The 18,843-nt window shown below is 59.7% G+C and carries 23 protein-coding genes and 1 tRNA gene; 14 read left to right on the top strand and 10 right to left on the bottom strand.

Translation table 11 applies throughout. The annotated features are described in order from the left end of the window. Nucleotides 1-6: 6 nt before the first annotated feature. Entirely contained in the window at nucleotides 7-1,371 is a 1,365-nt protein-coding gene (locus FZZ85_RS00530; protein WP_370631107.1) for a hypothetical protein, read from the bottom strand. A 77-nt stretch (nucleotides 1,372-1,448) separates the two neighbouring features. Further along, nucleotides 1,449-2,123 carry a ligase-associated DNA damage response endonuclease PdeM gene (gene pdeM, locus FZZ85_RS00525; RefSeq protein ID WP_226411166.1) on the bottom strand — a complete coding sequence of 225 codons (675 nt, stop codon included), beginning with the start codon at nucleotides 2,121-2,123 and terminating at the stop codon, nucleotides 1,449-1,451. An 89-nt stretch (nucleotides 2,124-2,212) separates the two neighbouring features. Between pdeM and FZZ85_RS00520 the strand changes: the two genes are divergently transcribed. Further along, nucleotides 2,213-2,392 carry a hypothetical protein gene (locus tag FZZ85_RS00520; protein ID WP_226411164.1) on the top strand — a complete coding sequence of 60 codons (180 nt, stop codon included), beginning with the start codon at nucleotides 2,213-2,215 and terminating at the stop codon, nucleotides 2,390-2,392. An 87-nt stretch (nucleotides 2,393-2,479) separates the two neighbouring features. Then, nucleotides 2,480-3,553, top strand: coding sequence for a transporter substrate-binding domain-containing protein (locus FZZ85_RS00515; protein WP_226411162.1), 1,074 nt, complete (start codon nucleotides 2,480-2,482; stop codon nucleotides 3,551-3,553). Nucleotides 3,554-3,561: 8 nt separating this feature from the next. On the opposite strand, the gene FZZ85_RS00510 is transcribed toward FZZ85_RS00515, so the two are convergent. Then, a complete protein-coding gene (locus FZZ85_RS00510; protein WP_226411160.1) occupies nucleotides 3,562-3,798 on the bottom strand; it encodes a CopG family transcriptional regulator in 237 nt (78 codons plus the stop codon). Nucleotides 3,799-3,882: 84 nt separating this feature from the next. Here FZZ85_RS00510 and FZZ85_RS00505 point away from each other — a divergent pair, with 84 nt between their 5' ends. Both FZZ85_RS00505 and FZZ85_RS00500 read left to right on the top strand, forming a co-directional pair. Beyond that, nucleotides 3,883-4,485: a PCC domain-containing protein gene (locus FZZ85_RS00505; protein WP_226411158.1), complete on the top strand. Its 603-nt coding sequence runs from the start codon at nucleotides 3,883-3,885 to the stop codon at nucleotides 4,483-4,485. Further along, the gene (locus FZZ85_RS00500) at nucleotides 4,463-4,699 is read left to right on the top strand and encodes a DUF6737 family protein (protein ID WP_226411156.1); all 237 of its coding nucleotides are present in this window, start codon (nucleotides 4,463-4,465) and stop codon (nucleotides 4,697-4,699) included. The genes FZZ85_RS00505 and FZZ85_RS00500 overlap by 23 nt, the downstream gene beginning before the upstream one ends. Here the strand turns inward: FZZ85_RS00500 and FZZ85_RS00495 are convergent. Together FZZ85_RS00495 and FZZ85_RS00490 are read right to left on the bottom strand one after the other, a co-directional pair. Continuing rightward, the gene (locus FZZ85_RS00495; protein WP_226411154.1) at nucleotides 4,690-4,890 is read right to left on the bottom strand and encodes a hypothetical protein; all 201 of its coding nucleotides are present in this window, start codon (nucleotides 4,888-4,890) and stop codon (nucleotides 4,690-4,692) included. The two genes, FZZ85_RS00500 and FZZ85_RS00495, sit on opposite strands and share 10 nt — an antisense overlap. Before the next feature lie 45 nt (nucleotides 4,891-4,935). Further along, the gene (locus tag FZZ85_RS00490; protein ID WP_226411152.1) at nucleotides 4,936-6,471 is read right to left on the bottom strand and encodes an NAD(P)/FAD-dependent oxidoreductase; all 1,536 of its coding nucleotides are present in this window, start codon (nucleotides 6,469-6,471) and stop codon (nucleotides 4,936-4,938) included. Nucleotides 6,472-6,515: 44 nt separating this feature from the next. Here FZZ85_RS00490 and FZZ85_RS00485 point away from each other — a divergent pair, with 44 nt between their 5' ends. Further along, entirely contained in the window at nucleotides 6,516-7,067 is a 552-nt protein-coding gene (locus FZZ85_RS00485) for a rhomboid family intramembrane serine protease (RefSeq protein ID WP_226411150.1), read from the top strand. Here the strand turns inward: FZZ85_RS00485 and FZZ85_RS00480 are convergent. After that, the gene (locus tag FZZ85_RS00480) at nucleotides 7,058-7,789 is read right to left on the bottom strand and encodes a peroxiredoxin-like family protein (RefSeq protein WP_226411148.1); all 732 of its coding nucleotides are present in this window, start codon (nucleotides 7,787-7,789) and stop codon (nucleotides 7,058-7,060) included. The genes FZZ85_RS00485 and FZZ85_RS00480 overlap by 10 nt on opposite strands. A gap of 84 nt (nucleotides 7,790-7,873) precedes the next feature. Between FZZ85_RS00480 and FZZ85_RS00475 the strand changes: the two genes are divergently transcribed. From FZZ85_RS00475 to FZZ85_RS00455, 5 genes are all read left to right on the top strand, one after another. Beyond that, the gene (locus tag FZZ85_RS00475; RefSeq protein WP_226411146.1) at nucleotides 7,874-8,272 is read left to right on the top strand and encodes a hypothetical protein; all 399 of its coding nucleotides are present in this window, start codon (nucleotides 7,874-7,876) and stop codon (nucleotides 8,270-8,272) included. Nucleotides 8,273-8,524: 252 nt separating this feature from the next. Next, nucleotides 8,525-8,692 (top strand): DUF4278 domain-containing protein, encoded by a 168-nt coding sequence (locus FZZ85_RS12115; RefSeq protein ID WP_226411144.1) that lies wholly within the window; start codon nucleotides 8,525-8,527, stop codon nucleotides 8,690-8,692. Nucleotides 8,693-8,780: 88 nt separating this feature from the next. Then, nucleotides 8,781-9,017, top strand: a complete 237-nt coding sequence (locus FZZ85_RS00465) for a hypothetical protein (protein ID WP_226411142.1) — start codon at nucleotides 8,781-8,783, stop codon at nucleotides 9,015-9,017. Between the two features lie 109 nt (nucleotides 9,018-9,126). Beyond that, the gene (locus FZZ85_RS00460; protein ID WP_226411140.1) at nucleotides 9,127-9,318 is read left to right on the top strand and encodes a hypothetical protein; all 192 of its coding nucleotides are present in this window, start codon (nucleotides 9,127-9,129) and stop codon (nucleotides 9,316-9,318) included. 314 nt (nucleotides 9,319-9,632) lie between these two features. Beyond that, a complete protein-coding gene (locus FZZ85_RS00455) occupies nucleotides 9,633-9,842 on the top strand; it encodes a transcriptional regulator (protein WP_226411138.1) in 210 nt (69 codons plus the stop codon). On the opposite strand, the gene pepN is transcribed toward FZZ85_RS00455, so the two are convergent. The 3 genes from pepN to FZZ85_RS00440 form a co-directional block, all read right to left on the bottom strand. Next, a complete protein-coding gene (gene pepN, locus FZZ85_RS00450; protein ID WP_226411136.1) occupies nucleotides 9,832-12,435 on the bottom strand; it encodes an aminopeptidase N in 2,604 nt (867 codons plus the stop codon). The two genes, FZZ85_RS00455 and pepN, sit on opposite strands and share 11 nt — an antisense overlap. A gap of 182 nt (nucleotides 12,436-12,617) precedes the next feature. Beyond that, nucleotides 12,618-13,028, bottom strand: coding sequence for a cAMP phosphodiesterase (locus FZZ85_RS00445; protein ID WP_226411134.1), 411 nt, complete (start codon nucleotides 13,026-13,028; stop codon nucleotides 12,618-12,620). A gap of 105 nt (nucleotides 13,029-13,133) precedes the next feature. After that, nucleotides 13,134-13,721 (bottom strand): hypothetical protein, encoded by a 588-nt coding sequence (locus FZZ85_RS00440; protein ID WP_226411132.1) that lies wholly within the window; start codon nucleotides 13,719-13,721, stop codon nucleotides 13,134-13,136. Between the two features lie 108 nt (nucleotides 13,722-13,829). Between FZZ85_RS00440 and FZZ85_RS00435 the strand changes: the two genes are divergently transcribed. Beyond that, nucleotides 13,830-14,981: a histidine kinase gene (locus FZZ85_RS00435; RefSeq protein WP_226411130.1), complete on the top strand. Its 1,152-nt coding sequence runs from the start codon at nucleotides 13,830-13,832 to the stop codon at nucleotides 14,979-14,981. Nucleotides 14,982-15,028: 47 nt separating this feature from the next. Further along, a tRNA-Glu gene (locus FZZ85_RS00430) sits at nucleotides 15,029-15,101 on the top strand. 173 nt (nucleotides 15,102-15,274) lie between these two features. On the opposite strand, the gene FZZ85_RS00425 is transcribed toward FZZ85_RS00430, so the two are convergent. Then, entirely contained in the window at nucleotides 15,275-15,796 is a 522-nt protein-coding gene (locus FZZ85_RS00425; protein WP_226411128.1) for an SRPBCC family protein, read from the bottom strand. A 161-nt stretch (nucleotides 15,797-15,957) separates the two neighbouring features. Between FZZ85_RS00425 and FZZ85_RS00420 the strand changes: the two genes are divergently transcribed. Together FZZ85_RS00420 and zwf are read left to right on the top strand one after the other, a co-directional pair. Continuing rightward, complete coding sequence (locus tag FZZ85_RS00420; RefSeq protein WP_226411126.1) at nucleotides 15,958-17,148, top strand: FAD-binding oxidoreductase; 1,191 nt, start codon at nucleotides 15,958-15,960, stop codon at nucleotides 17,146-17,148. A gap of 154 nt (nucleotides 17,149-17,302) precedes the next feature. Further along, entirely contained in the window at nucleotides 17,303-18,826 is a 1,524-nt protein-coding gene (gene zwf / locus FZZ85_RS00415; protein WP_226411124.1) for a glucose-6-phosphate dehydrogenase, read from the top strand. Nucleotides 18,827-18,843 lie beyond the last annotated feature (17 nt).

The following is an 18,843-nucleotide window of genomic DNA, read 5'->3' as shown; positions in this document are numbered from 1 at the left end:
CAAAACTCAATCCTGAACAGCAGGCACGGGCACCTGCGGGATGGGAGGCAGAGCCGGCGGCGGCATCTCCGGTGGAGCTGGCTCATCCAGGAGAACCTCAGCGGAGTTGAGCATCGGCTCATCGAGCACAATCGGCGGCGGCAGATCGGGGGGCAACGGAACAAACGGCTGCGGCTCTGTCCAGCTGTCATCTGAGCTGTCATCTGAACCGAGTTCAGCGGGCTCCGGCTCCCGGATCACAGCCGGCGGCTCGCGCAACACCAAAGGATCCGCCGTGATCGGGGGTTCCCTCAGGGGTGCACGGTCCAGATCGATGCTGCGGTCGTCGGCATCCGCAGGCAAGCCCGGCTTGGTGAGGTTGTTGGAGGGCCCCCAAATCATCCGGGCCAATGGTTCAACGCCCTGTTCCATCACCCGGTTCAAGCCCGCCAGGGCGCGATCGGCGAAGTGATTGCCAAAAGACGACACACAGTCGAGCGGGCCATCGCAGCCCTCATCCAGCACCAACTTGGGCGTCAGAGCCGCGATCAAATTGCCCTGCAGTGGGATCTGGCGAGGGCTCAACCGCAGTAGGTAGGGGACGTGCACAAAGCTTGTGGCACCGCCGCTGATCCAGTTGGCGTCTTCTTCGGTGAAACCCTTGACCCCAGGAATAATCAAACGACTCTTCGAGGCATGGTCGGGCATGTAGGCCGCCAGATAGCCCCGGCGACGGGCGAGGTCTTTGGTCTGCTCGAGGGTCAGGCCATCACGGCTCATCAACACCTCCATGTGACCGTCCTGACGCAGGCCCATCACCATGCGGATCCGCGGCAGGTAGTAGCGGATCCGCTGACCCATGCTGATGCTGTAGGCCCCCTTGTAGCTCTCCGGCGGAGCCTCGATGTCGTTGTAAAGACTGTGCAGGCCGCCGATGAAGGTGTCGTAGGTGCGGCTGCGCTCATCGGTCAGCTCCCCGTAGCTGAAATCAATGCTGCCGTCGTGGCGGATGCCGATAAAGGCCCGTTGGCGGGAAGCCGTGCGGTTCCGCCCGAACCAGACCTGCTTACCGAATTTGAGATCCCCCAGGGGGACCGTGATCTCTCGGCCATCGTCGTCCACATGGCGCTCATACATCGGGCCCGTGACGTAGGCCAGGGCAGCGCTGTCCTGGTAGGCATCCTGTTCACGATCCCAACCCTCCAGCAGCCCGAAGCGCACCCTCCGTGGATCGAGATCCAACGCGTAGACCTCATCGTCGGGGATGTAGCGGAACGGCTTGGCATCCCGGCCGCGCTGCTGGGCCGAACGGACAGGTTGATCCTCAAGGTCGGCGCGCTCGGGAACCACAGGGGCCAAGGCGATCAGACCGCTTAACACCACAAACGGCATGGCCAGCAAGAGCCAGCGCTTGCGCAGACGGATTCTGCGGTTGGTTCGGGGTCTGGGTCGCGGCGCAGCGGGCTGAGTCACGCGATCCTTCGCTCTCGGTTTTTGGGGATTGAATCGAACCAAGGAACGATGGAGTCTTCAGCCACCAGCCATTGCTGATAACGCTCGCCGCAGTCATGGCCTCCCGTCAACTGCCCGAAGGAAGGAATCACTAAACGCGGCCCATCCGGATCAAAGGCGAAGCAGGGCAAGCGCAACTGATCGGAACGGCTGCGAATCCGGGTGGTGGGATGCAGGTGACCGCACACGTTCAACAACCCCGGCTCAGGAACCCGTTCGGGCATATGGCTCAACCAAAGATTGCCCAAGCGCTGAGAAGGCTGCTGGGGCAAGCCTTCAATCCAGCTGTCCTGGTCATGGTTGCCACCGATCAGCACCACCGGGCAACCACACAGATCGGGCAGCGCCAGCAAGGTCTCGCGCAGGAGAGCGGTGATGCCGGTCCGGGCATGCACGAGATCACCCAGCACAAACAAGCGCTGAGGTGACCAGGCATTGCAGAGCTCTATCAATGGATTGAGGGTTCCCTGATCCCCGTCGCTGGGCAGGGGGATCCCATGGACCTGGAACACCTCGGCCTTGCCGAGATGCAGGTCGGCGACAAATAGCTCTCGCCCCTCAGTCCGCCACAGGGCCCGCTGGGGCAGGAACGTGAGCGGGCTATCGCCCCAGGACCACTCCACTGCTGTCATGAAGGGTGCAGATCGCAGATCTGTAGCGCTGGCTGCATTGGATGACTGACGTCGTGCCGCAAGCTTCGAGGGCCTCCAGAAAACTCATTGTGGCGCGGAGCAAGGGTCCACACCAGCTCGCGAGTTCAACCCTGCGCACGCTCGAACAACGGTTGAGCTCGCTGGAAGAGGAAGGCCGTTTCGAATGTGCCTATGCCCTGAGGATGGAAGTGGCCGACTGGCTGCTCGGGGCCGGGGATGCCAACCTGAGCGAACTATCACTTTCCTGACGTTTCCATGACCATTGCCCTGCTGATCGCGCTGGCGGGTTCCCTGGCGGCAATGGCCGTAATCGTGCGTCGTCTGGAACAGCGCTGATGGAAGGGGTCCGGCGCTGGTCCGTCGTCCTCGCGCTCGCTTGCTTCGGCACCGCACTTCCCCTACAGGCCAACCAACTGAAGGTGGGGGTCAGTGGATCGGCCCCCTTCGTGATCAAGAACGGCGAGCAGATCAGCGGTATCAGCCTCGAGATCTGGCGACGCGTCGCCGAAGACAACAACCTCAGCTACGACCTAATTCCCCAGCCAACGCCCAAAGCCGGCATTGAGGCGGTTGATGAGGGCGTCATCGACGTGCTCGTCGGCCCAATCAGCATCACCTCCCGCCGCCTTGCTATCGCAGGGATTGACTTCACCCAGCCCTACTTCCTGAGCAAGGAGGGCATTCTTCTTCCCCTGAAGGCCCCCTCCCTCTTCAGTCGCCTGGGGGTGTTCTTCGGCTGGGCCGTGATCTCCTCAATGTTGGTGCTGATAACCGTGCTGTTGGTGGTCGGCAGCCTGGTCTGGCTGGCCGAGCGGCGCACGAACAGCGAGCAGTTCCCCCGCGACTGGCTGCCCGGCATTAGCAGCGGCATGTGGTTTGCCTTGGTGACGTTGACGACCGTGGGTTATGGCGACAAGGCACCGATCACACGAACCGGCCGGGGCATCACCGGCGCCTGGATGGTGATCTCCCTGATCGCGGTGTCATCCCTGACCGCCAGCCTGGCCTCAGCCTTCACCCTGTTTCTCTCGGGGACCACCGAAGTAGCCATCGACAGTCCTCAACAGCTCATCGGCCGCCGGGTCGCCGTCGTCAAAGGCACCGATGGCATGGAGCTGGCGGAAAACCGCGAGATGCGCGTCGTGCCGGCACCCAGCCTCGACAGCGCCGTTCAGTTGGTGCTGGATCGCAAGGCCGACGCCCTGATCTTTGATCGGCATTCGCTTCGTTACCACCTCAAACAGAACCCTGACATTGCTGTGCGGATCGCACCGTTCACCCTCGCGGATGAGACCTACGGATTCGTGTTGACCCCCAACAGCGAGCTGCGCACGCGCTTGGGGGTGTCGATCCTGAAGCTCCAACAGAGTGGTGGCGCGGAAGCCATCGCCGACAAGTTTCTGGATTGAAAGGAGCCCTAGCCCAGGGGGCGATGGCGACGCAGGGCCTCTTCCAAGAGGTAGGCAGCGAGATTGCCGCAACTACGCCCTTCAGCGAGAGCGTGGCGCTTGAGGTCATCCATCACCCCGCGGGGCAGGGTGACATTGATGCGCTCCGAGCCGGCCGCATCGGCCACCGCAGCCGTGCTGGGAGCCACGGCCTGGTCCTCGATCCGCTGCTGCAACTCCTGAACCAGGTCTTGAAGGAGAGACACGATTTCGTGAAAATACAAACACAATAAGTAAACAATATCGTGCAAGACAAGATTGCGTAATCTTGAAGCCCCAATTGAGGCGCCATGCAACCCCTGCCGCTGAAGCTTGCTCCCGGCAGTGATCTGCGCCTCAGCCTCGAAGAGCTGGCCCAGCGAGACGGAATCAACGGCTTCATTCTCGGCGTGGTTGGCAACCTGACCAGGGCGTCGTTCCAGTGCCCCGGCCAGGCTGAGCCCACTGTCCTGGAAGGCGACCTTGAGGTGATCACACTCAATGGGACCTTTTCCCCTGAGGGTGTGCACCTGCACCTGAGCCTCTCGGATGGAGCCTGCCAGGTCTGGGGAGGCCACCTGGAGCCCGGCACGATCGTGCAGAAAGGCGTCGACCTCCTGATTGGGGTCCTAGAGCAACGAGCATGCCGCCCTGCACGCCAAACCGCAGCGCCGCGGATAGAGATCGCCGTGCTGCCGGGATGCCCCTGGTGCAGCCGCGCCCTGCGCATCCTGAGAACCCTGGATCTGCCCCATACCGTTACCACCATCAACGACGACGCAGCCTTCCAAGCCGTGCAGCAGCGCAGTGGAATGACCACCTTCCCCCAGGTGTTCATCGACGGATCCGTGATTGGTGGCTACGACGATCTCGCCGCCATGCAAGCCGCCGGTGAACTCAACGCCTTCCGCTGAACCGCCGAAACAGCCTCCGTTCTGGTCGCTGAAACCCTGGTGGTGCCGGCCCTGGTCCATCGTCTCGACAGGGGTACTTGTGGTCAGCGGGTCCTGGACCCTGCTGCATCAGCTCTGGATAAGCCTTCCCCTGGCCCTGGGCGTGCTGGCCTGGTGGCTGCTGTTTCTGGTGCTCGTTCCCGCCGCTTACCGATCCGCCTCAGATCAGGCCTGACGTGAGACTGAACGGGACCGCTGTTTCTCATCCAGCAATTCCCCTTCCAGCTGCTCGATCAAACGACTCACCAACGCCTGAAATTCCGGCTGGCATCCACGAAATGCAGCCTTGTGACGGATCGGCTCGTTGCGCATGCGCAGATCCGTGAGCATCAGCTGCAGCGAATCGATCCGGGCGTTGGAAGTCATGGACTGCGTCGGTGTTCCAAGACGAGGTTATGACGCGCAGCTGCTTCAGAGCCCTAGCTCCCGCAGCAAACTGTTTTGCGTCTCTCGACCGAGGATTGCATGGGCCGCCATCGCACCACTCGCCGCCACGGGAGGTATGCCTATACCGGGGAAGGTGCTGGCACCACAAAGCCAGAAATTAGCGAGGGGCGTCGTCACACCAGGGAAGAGACCTTCAGCCGCTGAGAGGGCAGGGCCATAACTGCCTTGATGAACATTGAGGAAATAGCTGTGGGTCAGCGGCGTCCCCTCCATGATCAGCTCGCATCGTTCGCGGATGTCGGGAATACGGCGATCAAGCACCCGCCAGAAAACAGCGCATCGCTCCTGTTTTCTCTGCTGATACGCCGCACTGTCACGCTCCAGATCAGCCCAAAACTCCCAGGGTTCGCTGGCCGGGGTGTAGGCGTGCAGCACATGGCGACCTGGTGGCGCCATTGAGGAATCCAACACCGACGGAATCGACAACACCACAGCATTGCGCTCGGCGTCGATCCCACGCTCCCAGTCGTCGACCCAGACGTTGTGGATCGGCAAATCCTCCAGCCCCGTGGCATCAAAGCCCAGATGCAGATGCAAGAAGCCGTTGCAGGCCGGCGTGGCCTGGCGCTGACGCTGCCACTTCGGCGCCACGGACTCCGGCAGCAGACCAAGGGTGGACCAGATGTCGGCATTGCAGATCACCTGCTTCGCCGCAATCTGCGTTCCATCGGCCAGGGTCACACCCACAGCACGATCACCCTCCACCCGCAGCTGTTGCACCGCCGTGCCCGTCTCCAGACTGCCGCCGTGGGCCTCCAGGCCACGCACCAGGGCATCAACCACCGCAGCACTGCCGCCAACGGGGTAGTCGAGATGGGCTTCCGGTTCAAACCACTCGCCGAACAGCGTGGCCATGGCTGCGGCGTTGGTGTCTCCCATCGGCATGCCGCTGATCAGGAAGGAGAGGAGATCCACCCAATGGCGTAGGAAGGGATCGCTGAGGTGACGATCCACCAGCGGCCCAAAGGAACCGGAGAGGTGACGCATCGCCGCGAGGTGCGGCAAGAGGCGTCCGCCGCGCTTCAGCAGTTGCGCCATGCCATCCACCCCAGGCCGCAGGGCCAGCAAGGGCAAAGCATCGGCAGCGGCGGCAATCGGCTGAAGCGCCTCCACAAAACGCCGCCATTCGGCTGCCACCTCGGGACCGCGCAGGCTGCGCACCACAGCCTCGAAATCATCGTGGCCAACGGCGATGCGCAGATCCCCTTCCGGCAAAAGCACATCCCAGGTGCGATAGGGAATCACTTCGACGGTCTGCCCCAGCGCGCGAAGCACCTGGGCCAAGGGATTGCTGCTGGGCCAACGCCCCAGGCCACTCCAGAGGGATGGACCGGATTCAAAGTGATAGCCCTGGCGTTGAAAGCCATGGGCGGCCCCACCGGGTTGGTGGTGGGCTTCCAGCACCAGCACCTCACGGCCAGCGCGGGCACACAAACCAGCGGCACAGAGCCCACCGATGCCGCTGCCGATAACCAGAACGTCGACGTCTCCTCTGATCATCCGCCCAGCGTTCGCGTCATTATTGTGATCATTGGCGCAAGACGATGCGCGCTCGACTGCTGCTTCCCCTGCTGATCCTGGCGTTGGCCTGGGGGCAGGAGTTGATAGACAAACTGATCTTTGCGGGGCAGTTGAACCTGCCGATGGGCCTGGATCAACCGTGGTGGGGGGTCATCACAGCGCCGTTCAGCCATGCCGGCTTTGGGCATCTGATCTCCAACAGCCTGGCGTTTCTGCCCCTGAGCTGGCTGGTGCTCAGCCTAGGGATGCGCGATTACCTGAGCGTCTGGCTGTCGGTGCTGCTGATCAACATTCCCGTCGCCCTGTTCTGGCCAGCCCGCAGCCATGGACTCTCGGGCGTGGTTTACGGACTGCTGGGCTACCTGCTGCTGATCGGCTGGCTGGAACGTCGCATTTTGTCCTTGGTCCTGGGCCTGGTGGCGTTCTGGCTCTACGGCTCAGCCCTGATCGCCTTGATCCCCGGCGTTTCACCCGCCGGTGTCAGCTGGATCGGCCACAGCGCAGGCTTCATCGGCGGCTTGGTGGCAGCCCTGGCGGTGTATCGCGAGCATTCCGCCGATGGCGGTCAGCCCTGAGACAAAACCGCGTCCAGAAATGCCAAGGGGCATTCCATGGTGGCGGAGTAGCCGAGCAGGCTTTGATCGCGGTGGCAGTAGATCACGCTGTCATCCTCATCGAGGAGAACGGTGGCACCGCGCTGAGTGATGTAGTCGTCGCAGGGCACATAGGTGCGCCAGTTGCGAAGCACTTCGTTCATGTTGCGCAGACGCTTGGTGGCGAGCTCAAACGGTCGCTGGAAACCTGCGCCACCAGCACGACGGAACAGAGCACCCCGGAAGCGCGGCAGAGGAAACGCCTCAACCCACTCGTCGTCGTCGAAGATCTGGACAGCCGAGCGATCCCCGGTGTAGCCGCGCAACACCTCGCGCAGGGTGCCGGGTGAACCTACGCCCGCACACATCAGTAAAAAGCCAGGCCAGGGCCCACCGGGCAGCTTCAAGCCGGCCTCCAACCCCAGGGACTCATGCAACAGCGGTGATGGATCAGCGATCAGCTGTAGCAGCGGAAATCCGGTGAAAGCAGCAAACTGCTCGGCGCTGGCGGCGTTGCCGATGCCGAACAGTTGAACCTTGACCCCAACCGCCGCTAACTGGGGAAGCCTTGGCACCAGCGCCTGGGCGTATTCGATCGAGTCGAAATCGCCCAGCTGACCCAGCACAACAACAAGGCGCTTGCAGCCGCTCTCCATGCCGGCGACTCCGGCCAGCCGTTGCAGCAGAGGGTCTAGTGGGATCATCCTGACAGGTTGACATTTCGCCTCCGAGAACGTGGATGGCGCTTGCGCACCGGCTGAGAGACTCAAATCAAAGGCAGGAAGCAGGTGGGCAAGAAATCTGGCTTCACAAGTGCTGAGATCGAGGAGATCAAGCGTCTGTATCTGCAGGAAGGGCGATCGATCCTGCAGATCCCCAAGATCCTGGGCAAAGGCAGTGAAAACTCCGTGCGCAACGCCCTGCACAAGGCGCGGGTCAAGCATGCCCCCGAACAACGCACCAAGCTGGAACGATTCAAGCCAGACCAAGTTTTTGGCAACGTCACCCTTTTAAAGCGACTCAAAAAAGCGAAAAAGCTGAAGTTCCATGCCCGCTGCGCCTGTGGCTACGAATTTGACGTGGATCCATTCCGGCTGACGCTGCCGGAACACCACAAAGACAGGATTACTGCATGCCAACGCTGCAGCAAAGCGCACACAGAGGAACGCTCCAAGCCTCAAGACTGAGAGAATCAATCAAACAATTTCAACAGCACGAGTAAAACCAACAAATATTTCAACCACTACACAACAACCAACGCAAAATCCCACAACTCGCATCGCCTCCTTTCCCCAGCCAGGGCAGCGGTTAAGAGCAGAACCCGTACCAAGCCGACGCAGCCTTAACAATCGCTATAGAACAAAGTATCGGGCGGAACCTTGCAGCTTTTTTACGACGACGTAGAACACAAAGAGTTTTAATCCAATCCTATTCCCAACATGGAACTCACTTTCTTGGGGAACAAATACGCAAAGACAGAAGCAGTATCTACGAGGCCAACAATCCAACTGAAATACATGGGGAAAAGCTATCGCGCTGAGCCAATCAAATCCGTTCGCAATTGCGTTGCTCTGACCTACCGCGGCGTCTCCTACTCCAAAGCCTGAACAAACTTGGACTGAGCCGTTACGACGCAGCCCTGACAACGCAGCCGACGTGACGGCATGACGCCGCAGGATCGGCAAAAATGGCGGGATGAGACTTCTGATCACAGCCCTGATCGCGTCCAGCGCTTTGGCATGGCCGGCAAAGAGTGCGGAACCGATACCCCTCGTGGTGGTTCCCTTTGATGCCGCATGGGGGTCGCGACGTCTTCCCGTTCAGCCCGCAGCGTTGTTGCCGCCACCTCCAATCCCTGGATCGAGTGGAGCAGAAGAAGCCGATCCTGAACCGAAGCCGCAACGCCTGCGCTGGTGCCGACGCGGCTGCTGAACACAGCACGGCTGTCACCTTGAGGCGTTCTGTCAAGACCGAAAGGAAGAACAACCTAATCGGGCTCTAACGATGCGAAAAGCGGCTCTGTAGGTGGCTAGCAACTGACTTGGATCCCCTGGCTCTTGCGGGCGACAAGCAGGCCACAGCCCAAAGGCCGTCCGAGCAGTTCGCCACCGATGAGGCGATACGGGTGATCCCGAAAGGGGCAACGATCACCGACACAACCTGCAAAAGCATTGATGTGGGAGCCAGCCAGCAGCCGCTATCGCCGCACCATCACCTACAGCCGCTGAGCTGATCGATGAAAGGCTGGTGTGCTGCGTGTTGGAGCCTGGTCCTGTTTGGGATACCGGCTGCGGGGCTCGCCGAATCTAATCAGCGTCGACGAATCGATCGGGTGCTTAATCGCCTGGGCAACGCCATGGCAATCAACCCTGAAAGTAGTGATCAGCAAAGCAGTTATTGCGGCCAGTGATGCTTTGGCCTAACAGAACGAGAGCTACCGGATTCCCAAACGCCAACACTCCAAGGCCGGCTGCGACGGCTGGCGAAGTGACTGGCTGGCTGGCTGACAAACTCCAGGCAAGCTGGTGAAACGATGATCGAGGGACCTTGGCCGTCACCGTCTGCCAGAACTGCGGAAGCCGCCGGTTTCGTGCCGACCGATCCATGGCCGGTCGGCTGATCTGTCAAAACTGCGGCCTTGCAGCTGGAAGCCGAGCTGGGCGGTCCACAACGCGCAGCAGCCGGCGCAGCAACGCAAAACGTTGGCTGGTGATCCTTCTGATCGCGGTGATCGTGCTGGTGGTGGTCACGTCGTGAGCAGCTGCACCACCTCGGCCGTGTTCGCCGACAAGGGCTTGGCGGCCAGTTGGTCAATGGCCTGACGCATGACCGTTTGACGCTCGGTGCCGTAACTGCAATAGCGGCTGAACACTTTGGCCATCCGTGATGCGGTGATTGGATTGCGGGAATCGACCGCTGCGATTTGCTCCGCCATGAACCGGTAACCACTGCCATCGGCGGCATGAAATGCCTGCAGATTGGCGGTGAATCCACCGAGAACAGCGCGAAGGGAATTGGGCGCAAGGGGATCGAAGCGAGGGTGCTCCAAAAGTTGTTGGACCCGCTCCAACGCATTGGACCTGGGGGCTGATGCCTCCATCGCAAACCAGGCGTCAAGGATCACGGGCTTGTCTTGCCAACGCTCGTAGAACAGCGCCATCGCCTGCTCACGCTTAGCGCTCTCCTGCGGCAGCAAGGCCCGCAGGGCTCCCCGAGCAAGGGTCATCGAGGGTCCGGAAACCGCCGCCAACGCTTGCGCTTGAACCGTGGCATCTCCCGCCGCGGCAAGCGAGCGCCAGGCCAAGGCCGTCAGGGCACGACCGCCCTGGCCAGCCGGCCAAGCCAAGGTCCAGTCACCTCGGGCCAGCTCCAGGAGTCGGCGCAGGGACGACTGCAATTGAACGCCCATCTCCTGAGTCCACGACCGGAAGGCTTGATCGAGTGCCAACGGATCTACCGGGGATTGCAATGCCTCCAGTTCCGCCATTCCCGGCAGCGCCAGCAGCGCCGCCAGGTCCATGCCATCACCACCGTCGTAGGCGCAGATCCGCTGATCAAGGGCCTGAATCAGTGCCGCCTCGACGGCAGGCTTCGGCTGGTTTTCAGCTCGCGCCAGCAACACCTGGCGTGCAAGGCGCTGGGCCGCATCCCAGCGACAGAAAGAGTCATCGTCGGAAGCCAACAGCTGCAGGCACTCCTCCAGCGGCTGCTCCAGACGCACGTGGACCGGCGCCGAGAAGCGACGCAGCACCGAAAGGGCAGGGGGGGTGTCGCCGGGCTGGCCCTGCAGGGTGATGCTGGCGCGCTCTGCCTCCATCACCAATAACTGCTCCTCACCAACACGGCCTTGCTCACCCACCAGGGCCAGGGCAACCGGTAGCACCAGGGGCTGTTTGTCCGCTTGCCCAGGCGTCGGAGGCGTCGCCTGGTGCAAGTCGACCGTCAGCTGACCCAATTCGGGGTTCCAGTGCCGATCAATGCTGATTTCCGGAGTCCCTGCCTGGTGGTACCAGCGCTTGAAACGTTCCAGATCAAAGCCAAGGGGCTCGCCCTGGCTGGTGGCGCCATCAGCGATCGCCTGAACAAAGTCTTCAGTCGTGGCAGCCGTGCCATCGAAACGTTGCACATAAACCTCCATTCCCTTCATGAACCGATCGGGTCCAAGCAGGGTGCGCAGCATGCGGATCAACTCCGCACCTTTTTCATAAATGGTTGTCGTGTAGAAGTTATCGATCGCCTGGTATTCCGCTGGCTTCACCGGGTGCGCCGTGGGGCCAGCATCCTCACGAAATTGGGTGTTGCGCAACATCGCAACATCCTCAATGCGCTTGACCGCTTCCGAATGTAAATCTGCGGTGAAGCATTGATCACGGAACACCGTCAAGCCTTCTTTGAGCGAAAGCTGGAACCAATCCCGGCAGGTGATGCGATTTCCGCTCCAGTTGTGAAAGTATTCATGGGCGATCACACTTTCTATGCGTTCAAGTTCAGCATCGGTGGCTGTTTCCGCATCAGCTAGAACAAGCTTTGAGTTGAAAATATTCAGACTCTTGTTCTCCATCGCGCCCATGTTGAAGTGACGGACGGCAACGATGTTGTATTCATCAAGGTCGTATTCAAGGTTGTAGACCGATTCATCCCACTGCATGGATCGCTTTAACGAGGCCATGGCGTGGGCTGTGAAGGGTTCATCCCCCTCCTCCACATGCAATCGCAAGGCGACCTGCCGGCCGGATGCCGTTGTGTACTGATCACGAATCTCTCTGAGGTCTCCGGCCACCAGGGCAAACAAATAGGAAGGCTTGGGGAAGGGGTCATCCCAAGTGACTGCATGACGATCAGCACCTAAGGATTCCTCCTTAACCGCATTGCCATTGCTCAGCAGCACAGGGCAGCTGCTGCGAATGGCCTCAATCCGCACTTGCCATCGGCTCAGCACATCCGGACGATCGGGGTGAAGGCTGATGCGCCGGAATCCCTCGGCCTCGCACTGGGTGCTCAGCAGACCACCACTGGCATACAAGCCTTCGAGCGAACTGTTGGAGTAGGGGTCCAGACGGCAACAGGTCTCCAGAACAAACGGCTGGCCCGGCACGTCGGGAATGGTGAGACGTCCGTCGGTGAAGCTGTAATCCTCAGGCTGCAAAGGCGTCTGATCGATCGCCAGGGATTCGATGGCCAGATCGACACCGAACAGCACAAGGGGCTCTCCGGACCGGCGCGGCTCAAGGCTGAGCCTGGATGTCACAACGACATGGTCGCTTTGGATGTTCACGTCCAGGGTGATGGCGGGGAGCGCAAACGCCCATGGGGTGTAATCCACCAGACGAATCGAAGCAGCAGCAGTCATGGCCTAACGACGCGAGCAGGAAATAATCCTGACGGACGAGCCCCAAAACCGAGACGTTTCAAGCGAAAACCTTCAGCCAGGAGGCCAGCCTTCAAACACAAGAAGACTACAGAACATATAAACAAAAAAAATGCCTGACCTCAATCGGCCAAACGTTGCAAGTACTGAAGACTGAAGAAGAATTATTTTTTGCCGGGCTTCAACGAGGCAGCAGCTTTTTCAAAACGAGCTTTTTCTGCTGCGGGGACTGATTTAGGGCAGAATTTTAGCGCTCCTCCAACAATCATGAATCCTGCGTTGTTGAGAAACTGCTTCTCCGGCAAGGGCTCTTTGCTGCCGGGAAGCAAACCACCGTGCTTGCCGTAAATAACATGCAACTGACCAGCGAGAGCCACGGCCAAAGACTTGATGAAATCAATCTTTTGAGCCCTTGCCTCACAAAAGGTGGCTATAGACATCACTCCGTAGGTGTTGACCTCTATGGCTGTAGCGGGAGAGGGCTTGTCCTTGGAGGCCTGAGCCAGAGCCGTTGCGGGTGATAGCAAGGGGGCTGCCAGCAAAAGAGCTGCTGCAGCAAATGAACGACGAATCACCTTTGGTCCCTGACAGCGTCAATTTTTGCAACCTACCGCCCATGCCAAAGCAGGCCGAGGCTTAGGCGCGGTTGTTGAACTGGGCCATCAGCACAACGGCGTCGTTCAGTCGTCCTCGATCAGCGGCAGGGGATCGGACATTCGAATCTCATGATGGTGCTCAACGATCGAGAGATCACCGTTTTCCCAGCTGTAGATGGCGCGGTAGCGGTAGCGGTCCTGATCAACAAGGCGAATGTGCTCAAGGATGTCCCACTGCTGATAGTGGGATTCGAGGATGGTTTCGTGCTCATCCACTTGACGCAGCCGGGTGCGCACCGGGTCTCCCGTTAGGTAACCGCGACTTCTCTGGAGTTGATGACCCCACAATGTGGCTTCCATCACGCCACTGCGCTCAAACCAGGGCTTGCGGGCAAAAAATTCGTCGCAATGCTGGTCTTCTTGTTCAGACCACCAGCTGAAGCGATAGCGGCTCTCACCCACCTCGGGGTGCGCGAAGGCCTCCATCTTCAGGTTCATGTCCAAGTGGAGAACTTGGTCGTCACTGAAGGTGTATTGCCGCCTGGAACGCCATAACCCCAGATTGCGGCTGAACCAGCGGCGCAGGTTGCTATCAACCTGAATCGAAGGCTGGTCAGCCACTCCGCCGGGGACGGTCAGAGGAGCACGGTTTTGCGCGGAAAAAAGCGACATGGACCGCGTCAATGACGCAACGGAGTGTTCCTGTTCGTCTTAGCGCTGCTGGCGGTGCAGTCAAAAACCCATAAGGTAAGAATCGGTTTTTGCTGTCTTGCAGTCCGCGTGGTCAAGGACGCTCCCAAGACACGGCAAACGCTGAAGCTATTGCTGGTGGCTGCTCGACATCAACTGTCGGGTCAGGACCTCCGTTCCTTGGTGCAGTTCCTGGAAAGGGAGGACTTGGGCTTCGAAGTCACCCTGCAGGTTGCCGATCCCGCACAACAACCCGAACTGCTTGAACTGCATCGCCTCGTGGTGACGCCAGCACTGATCAAACTCTCTCCGAACCCCAAGCAGGTTTTCGCCGGAAGCAACATCCTTCAGCAACTCAAAGGATGGGTGCCCCGCTGGAAACAGGATGGCGTGGTGAGCGGCCTTGGCCTTAGCCTCAGGCCGACCGAACTCGATGGCAGTCGAACCCAAAAAGAACTCCAGCTGGAGGATCAGCTGCTGGTGCTGCGCCAGGAGAATGAGACGCTGATCGATCGCGTCAGCGCTCAGGAGCGACTGTTGCGCATGGTGGCCCATGAACTGCGCACACCACTCACGGCAGCGGCGTTGGCCCTGCAAAGTCAGAAGCTGGGCCAGATCGACATGGATCGCTTTCAGGATGTGATCACCCGTCGCCTTCAAGAGATGGAGGCGCTGTCAAAAGATTTGCTGGAAGTCGGCACCACCCGATGGGAAACCCTGTTCAACCCACAGCGGCTTGACCTGGCCAGCGTTTCAGCCGAAGTGATTCTCGAGCTTGAAAAATTATGGCTGGGCCGCAACGTTGAGATCAAAACCGATATTCCGGCTGACCTGCCCAAGGTCTTTGCCGATCAACGGCGAATGCGTCAGGTAATGCTGAATCTTCTGGAAAACGCCCTGAAATACACCAACGATGGCGGGCACATTTCGCTCACGATGCTGCACCGCACCAGCCAACGAGTGGAGGTGAGCGTTTGTGACAGTGGCCCCGGCATTCCGGAGACGGAACAGCAGCGAATTTTTCTGGATCGGGTGCGGCTGCCGCAAACCTCCGACCAAACCACCGGCTACGGCGTGGGGCTGTCGGTCTGTCGCCGCATCGTCGAAGTGCACGGCGGCAAGATCTGGGTGGTTTCGGACCCTGGCGAGGGTGCCTGCTTCACCTTCACAGTGCCGATCTGGCAAGGACAAGGTGTCGAATGGGGTCAAGCTGTCTTGACGGAGGGTCAGACCAAGCCCTAGTGTTCACAAGTGATCAGAAGCACAGACTGCTCACTGATTACGGCCTCGCCCCCATCGTCTAGAGGCCTAGGACACCTCCCTTTCACGGAGGCGACAGGGGTTCGAATCCCCTTGGGGGTATGACTTCATCACCAAGCTTGTTTTGGTGGTGAATCTTCTAAAAGTTCAATTGTTATCAGGTGCTGTCCAGGCACCGGTTTCTTGATGTTGCGGGGGCAAAGGCCACGCCCTCGCATCTCGATCAGTTCCCATCAAACTTGGGTCGAGAATTGAAGCGCTATCAAATATGTATTTCAGTTGTTTCTGCGATGTGCTTCTTGTACCACGGCGTTGAGGTTGCTGGAGAGATCGTCCCGCAGCCTCTCTTCGATCAGACCGATCGGCATTCCAAGGCAGCCTTGAACCGTCAGCTCATAAAGCAGTGAGCAGCCGTCGGGACGTTGACGGATCTGCCACGAGCCTTCAAAGCGTCGGAAATCACCTTTCACCATGCGGAATTGCAGCAGTCCGTCCTGCCGGAATTCCGTCAGCTCCAACTGAACCTGGGCCGAGAATCGAAGCCCAAGAAGCTGCTGACTGCCCACCTGTTGAAGCCGCACCGTCTGACCCTGGCGTTGGATCAGCTCGCTGCTGCTGAGGTTAGGGATGAACCGAGACAGGTTCTCGTAATCGGTCAGCACGTCCCAGAGCAGTTGAACGGGCAGAGGAGATTTGAGTTCAGCTGCCAAACGCCGCGTCCCCTGAGGCAGCCGCTCCATGGTCTGCTCAATCGCAGTCCCTGAATCTGCGGAGGTTTGCAGCCCTGGTCCAAACATTGTCTGGGGGAAAACCAAAAGAGACGCCGAGATGAGAGGCCGAACCTGAGGATCTTAAGGAGGTTCCCTGGATCACATCAGATTCTGTTCCGAACAGCAACCTTTTTGTGTGAAATCAAAGGCCACGCCTATAGTCGCGCCACCAAAAGCAGGTGATTTCAATGCGGGTGTCCAATGCAGCGACAGAGCACTGCAATGAGGCTCTGTTCACTGTCGTGGCAAGTGGTCCCCATGTCGGCTCACAACCGTCTGTGGTTCAGACCTACACCGTTGGGATGAACCAGTTTTCCGCACTTTTCAAACGATTGGGTGCCTCTGGCGCCAAAATCTTGTCTGTGAATGGTGTGGAAGTAGAGCTACAAGCCTCTCCCGTTGCCACCACCCCGGCACCTGCCAAAAAACCCGCCAAAAAACCCGCCAAGAAAGCCGTGACGTCAAGCGCCCCGAAGAAAAAGCCCCACGCCGACGTTCCGGTCAACATTTACAAGCCCAAAACCCCCTTCATGGGGACGGTCACCGAGAACTATTCCCTGCTTCAAGACGGTGCGATCGGTCGTGTTCAGCACATCACGTTTGACCTCGCCGGTGGTGACCCCCAGCTGAAGTACATCGAAGGGCAGAGCATCGGCATCATTCCCGAAGGTGAAGACGCCAACGGCAAACCCCACAAACTGCGCCTGTATTCCATCGCCAGCACCCGCCACGGCGACAACCTGGAGGGAAATACTGTCTCCCTCTGTGTTCGCCAGCTCGAATATAAGAATGAGGCCGGTGAACAGATCTACGGCGTCTGCTCTACCTATCTCTGCGACATCGAACCAGGCACCAAGGTGAAGATCACCGGTCCAGTTGGCAAAGAGATGCTTCTTCCTGACGATGAGGACGCCAACATCATCATGCTGGCGACCGGCACCGGCATCGCTCCAATGCGCACCTACCTTCGCCGCATGTTCGAACCCCGCGAACAGGAGACCAACGGCTGGAAATTCCGCGGCAAAGCTTGGTTGTTCATGGGCGCACCCAAAACCGCCAACCTCCTGTACGACGAAGACTTCCTCCACTACGAAAAGGAGTATCCCGACAACTTCCGCTACACCAAGGCGATCAGCCGGGAACAGCAGAACACCAAAGGCGGCCGGATGTACATCCAGGACCGCGTTCTGGAACACGCCGAAGAGATCTTCGCGATGATCGAAGACCCCAAGACCCATGTATACATGTGTGGTCTGCGTGGCATGGAGCCAGGCATCGATGAGGCCATGACCGCCGCCGCGGCCGCCAAGGGTCTGGACTGGGCCGAACTGCGCCCTCAGCTCAAGAAGGCCGACCGCTGGCACGTGGAGACCTATTGATCGATCAGCCACCGATCGTTTTCAGTCCACCCCCCGGGGTGGACTTTTTTTTTGGGTTGGCAACAAAAGCTGACACCAACACGGAAACAAAGAGGCAAGTCCATGTCTGTTGCCGGTTCCGTGCCTAAACCAATCTCAGAAGCCTGGAAGTTCCATGGTTGCCACGATGACGAACCCCCTCAGGGTTGGACTGCGTCAGGAGCGGGTGATCGCACCGCAGTGTCTGGTGATCTTCGGTGCCAGCGGTGATCTGACCCACCGCAAGCTGGTGCCAGCCCTATTTGAGCTGTTCAAGCAACGGCGTCTGCCCAGTGAGTTCGCCCTGCTGGGCTGTGCGCGACGGCCGTGGAGTGACGAAGAGTTCCGCGGAAAGATGGCGGAGGCACTCGCCAGCACGATTCAGGACGATCCCCAGGCCTGGGAGCAGTTCGTCGGAAAACTCTTCTACGAGCCGGTCGACCTTCAACAATCTAAAGATGTGGTGCGGCTGGGCACACGGCTAGAAAAAATCGATCAACAGTGCGCCACCCGCGGCAACCGCACTTTTTATCTCTCCGTCTCCCCCAAGTTCTATGGCAGTGGCTGCCGTTCACTCGCCGAAGCTGGCCTGTTGAAGGACCCCAAACGCAGCCGGGTGGTGATCGAAAAGCCGTTCGGTCGCGACTACGGCAGTGCCCAGGCCCTCAATCAGGTGGTCCAGGCCTGCGGTCAGGAGAACCAGATCTTTCGCATCGACCATTACCTGGGCAAGGAAACGGTTCAGAACATCATGGTTCTGCGCTTTGCCAACACGATCTTCGAGCCGATCTGGAATCGCAATTACATCTCCAGTGTTCAGATCACCGCCGCTGAAACCGTTGGAGTGGAGGAGCGCGCCGGGTACTACGAGTCGGCCGGTGCCCTGCGAGACATGGTGCAGAACCACCTGACCCAGATGCTGGCGATCACCGCCATGGAACCACCAGGACGCTTTGATCCGGAAGCGATCCGCAACGAAAAAGCCAAGGTGCTCCAAGCTGCTCGCCTGGCCGATGAGCTAGAACCGTGGAACTGCTGCATCCGTGGCCAGTACGGACCCGGTGGTTCCGCGGAATCGCCCCTTGCCGGTTACCGCCATGAACCCGGTGTGGATCCCAACAGCACCACCGAGACTTACGTAGCGATGAAGCTATTCATCGACAACTGGCGCTGGCAGGGGGTTCCGTTCTATGTACGCACCGGCAAACGGCTGGCCAAGCGAACAAGTGAGGTGGTGCTCACCTTCCGAGAAGCACCGGTGCATCTCTTTGATGCAGCAACAGGTGGCCCTACCGCCAATCAGCTGATCCTGCGCATCCAGCCGGATGAGGGGGCTGAATTCCGATTCGAGGTGAAATCACCCGGTTCTGGTATGCGGAGCCGCCCCATCGACATGGAGTTCTCCTACGACGAATCCTTCGGGGAACCGTCCGATGAGGGCTATGTGCGGCTCTTGGCTGACGCCATGCTCAGCGACCCCACCCTGTTCACCCGCAGTGATGAGGTGGAGGCGGCGTGGCGGCTCTACACCCCGCTGCTGGAACTGATTGAAGACAGCCCCTGGCAGCTGCCGGTTCATCCCTACGAATCCCGCACCTGGGGACCTGCCGCCGCGGATGCCTTGCTGGCGAAAGACGGACTGCTCTGGCGACGCCCCTGACAGCGCGCGTTCACAGC

This window comes from Synechococcus sp. MU1642, assembly GCF_020514115.1.
Classification (GTDB): domain Bacteria; phylum Cyanobacteriota; class Cyanobacteriia; order PCC-6307; family Cyanobiaceae; genus Parasynechococcus.
This window is presented reverse-complemented; position numbering and strand designations above follow the sequence as displayed.

Excerpts from the sequence above, each read along its gene's own strand:
- FZZ85_RS00530 (WP_370631107.1), bottom strand. The coding sequence starts at position 1,371 with ATGCCGTTTGTGGTGTTAAGCGGTCTGATCGCCTTGGCCCCTGTGGTT.
- pdeM (WP_226411166.1), bottom strand. The coding sequence starts at position 2,123 with ATGACAGCAGTGGAGTGGTCCTGGGGCGATAGCCCGCTCACGTTCCTG.
- FZZ85_RS00515 (WP_226411162.1), top strand. The coding sequence starts at position 2,480 with ATGGAAGGGGTCCGGCGCTGGTCCGTCGTCCTCGCGCTCGCTTGCTTC.
- FZZ85_RS00505 (WP_226411158.1), top strand. The coding sequence starts at position 3,883 with ATGCAACCCCTGCCGCTGAAGCTTGCTCCCGGCAGTGATCTGCGCCTC.
- FZZ85_RS00495 (WP_226411154.1), bottom strand. The coding sequence starts at position 4,890 with ATGACTTCCAACGCCCGGATCGATTCGCTGCAGCTGATGCTCACGGAT.
- FZZ85_RS00490 (WP_226411152.1), bottom strand. The coding sequence starts at position 6,471 with ATGATCAGAGGAGACGTCGACGTTCTGGTTATCGGCAGCGGCATCGGT.
- FZZ85_RS00485 (WP_226411150.1), top strand. The coding sequence starts at position 6,516 with ATGCGCGCTCGACTGCTGCTTCCCCTGCTGATCCTGGCGTTGGCCTGG.
- FZZ85_RS00480 (WP_226411148.1), bottom strand. The coding sequence starts at position 7,789 with ATGATCCCACTAGACCCTCTGCTGCAACGGCTGGCCGGAGTCGCCGGC.
- FZZ85_RS12115 (WP_226411144.1), top strand. The coding sequence starts at position 8,525 with ATGGAACTCACTTTCTTGGGGAACAAATACGCAAAGACAGAAGCAGTA.
- FZZ85_RS00465 (WP_226411142.1), top strand. The coding sequence starts at position 8,781 with ATGAGACTTCTGATCACAGCCCTGATCGCGTCCAGCGCTTTGGCATGG.
- pepN (WP_226411136.1), bottom strand. The coding sequence starts at position 12,435 with ATGACTGCTGCTGCTTCGATTCGTCTGGTGGATTACACCCCATGGGCG.
- FZZ85_RS00440 (WP_226411132.1), bottom strand. The coding sequence starts at position 13,721 with ATGTCGCTTTTTTCCGCGCAAAACCGTGCTCCTCTGACCGTCCCCGGC.
- FZZ85_RS00425 (WP_226411128.1), bottom strand. The coding sequence starts at position 15,796 with ATGTTTGGACCAGGGCTGCAAACCTCCGCAGATTCAGGGACTGCGATT.
- FZZ85_RS00420 (WP_226411126.1), top strand. The coding sequence starts at position 15,958 with ATGCGGGTGTCCAATGCAGCGACAGAGCACTGCAATGAGGCTCTGTTC.
- zwf (WP_226411124.1), top strand. The coding sequence starts at position 17,303 with ATGGTTGCCACGATGACGAACCCCCTCAGGGTTGGACTGCGTCAGGAG.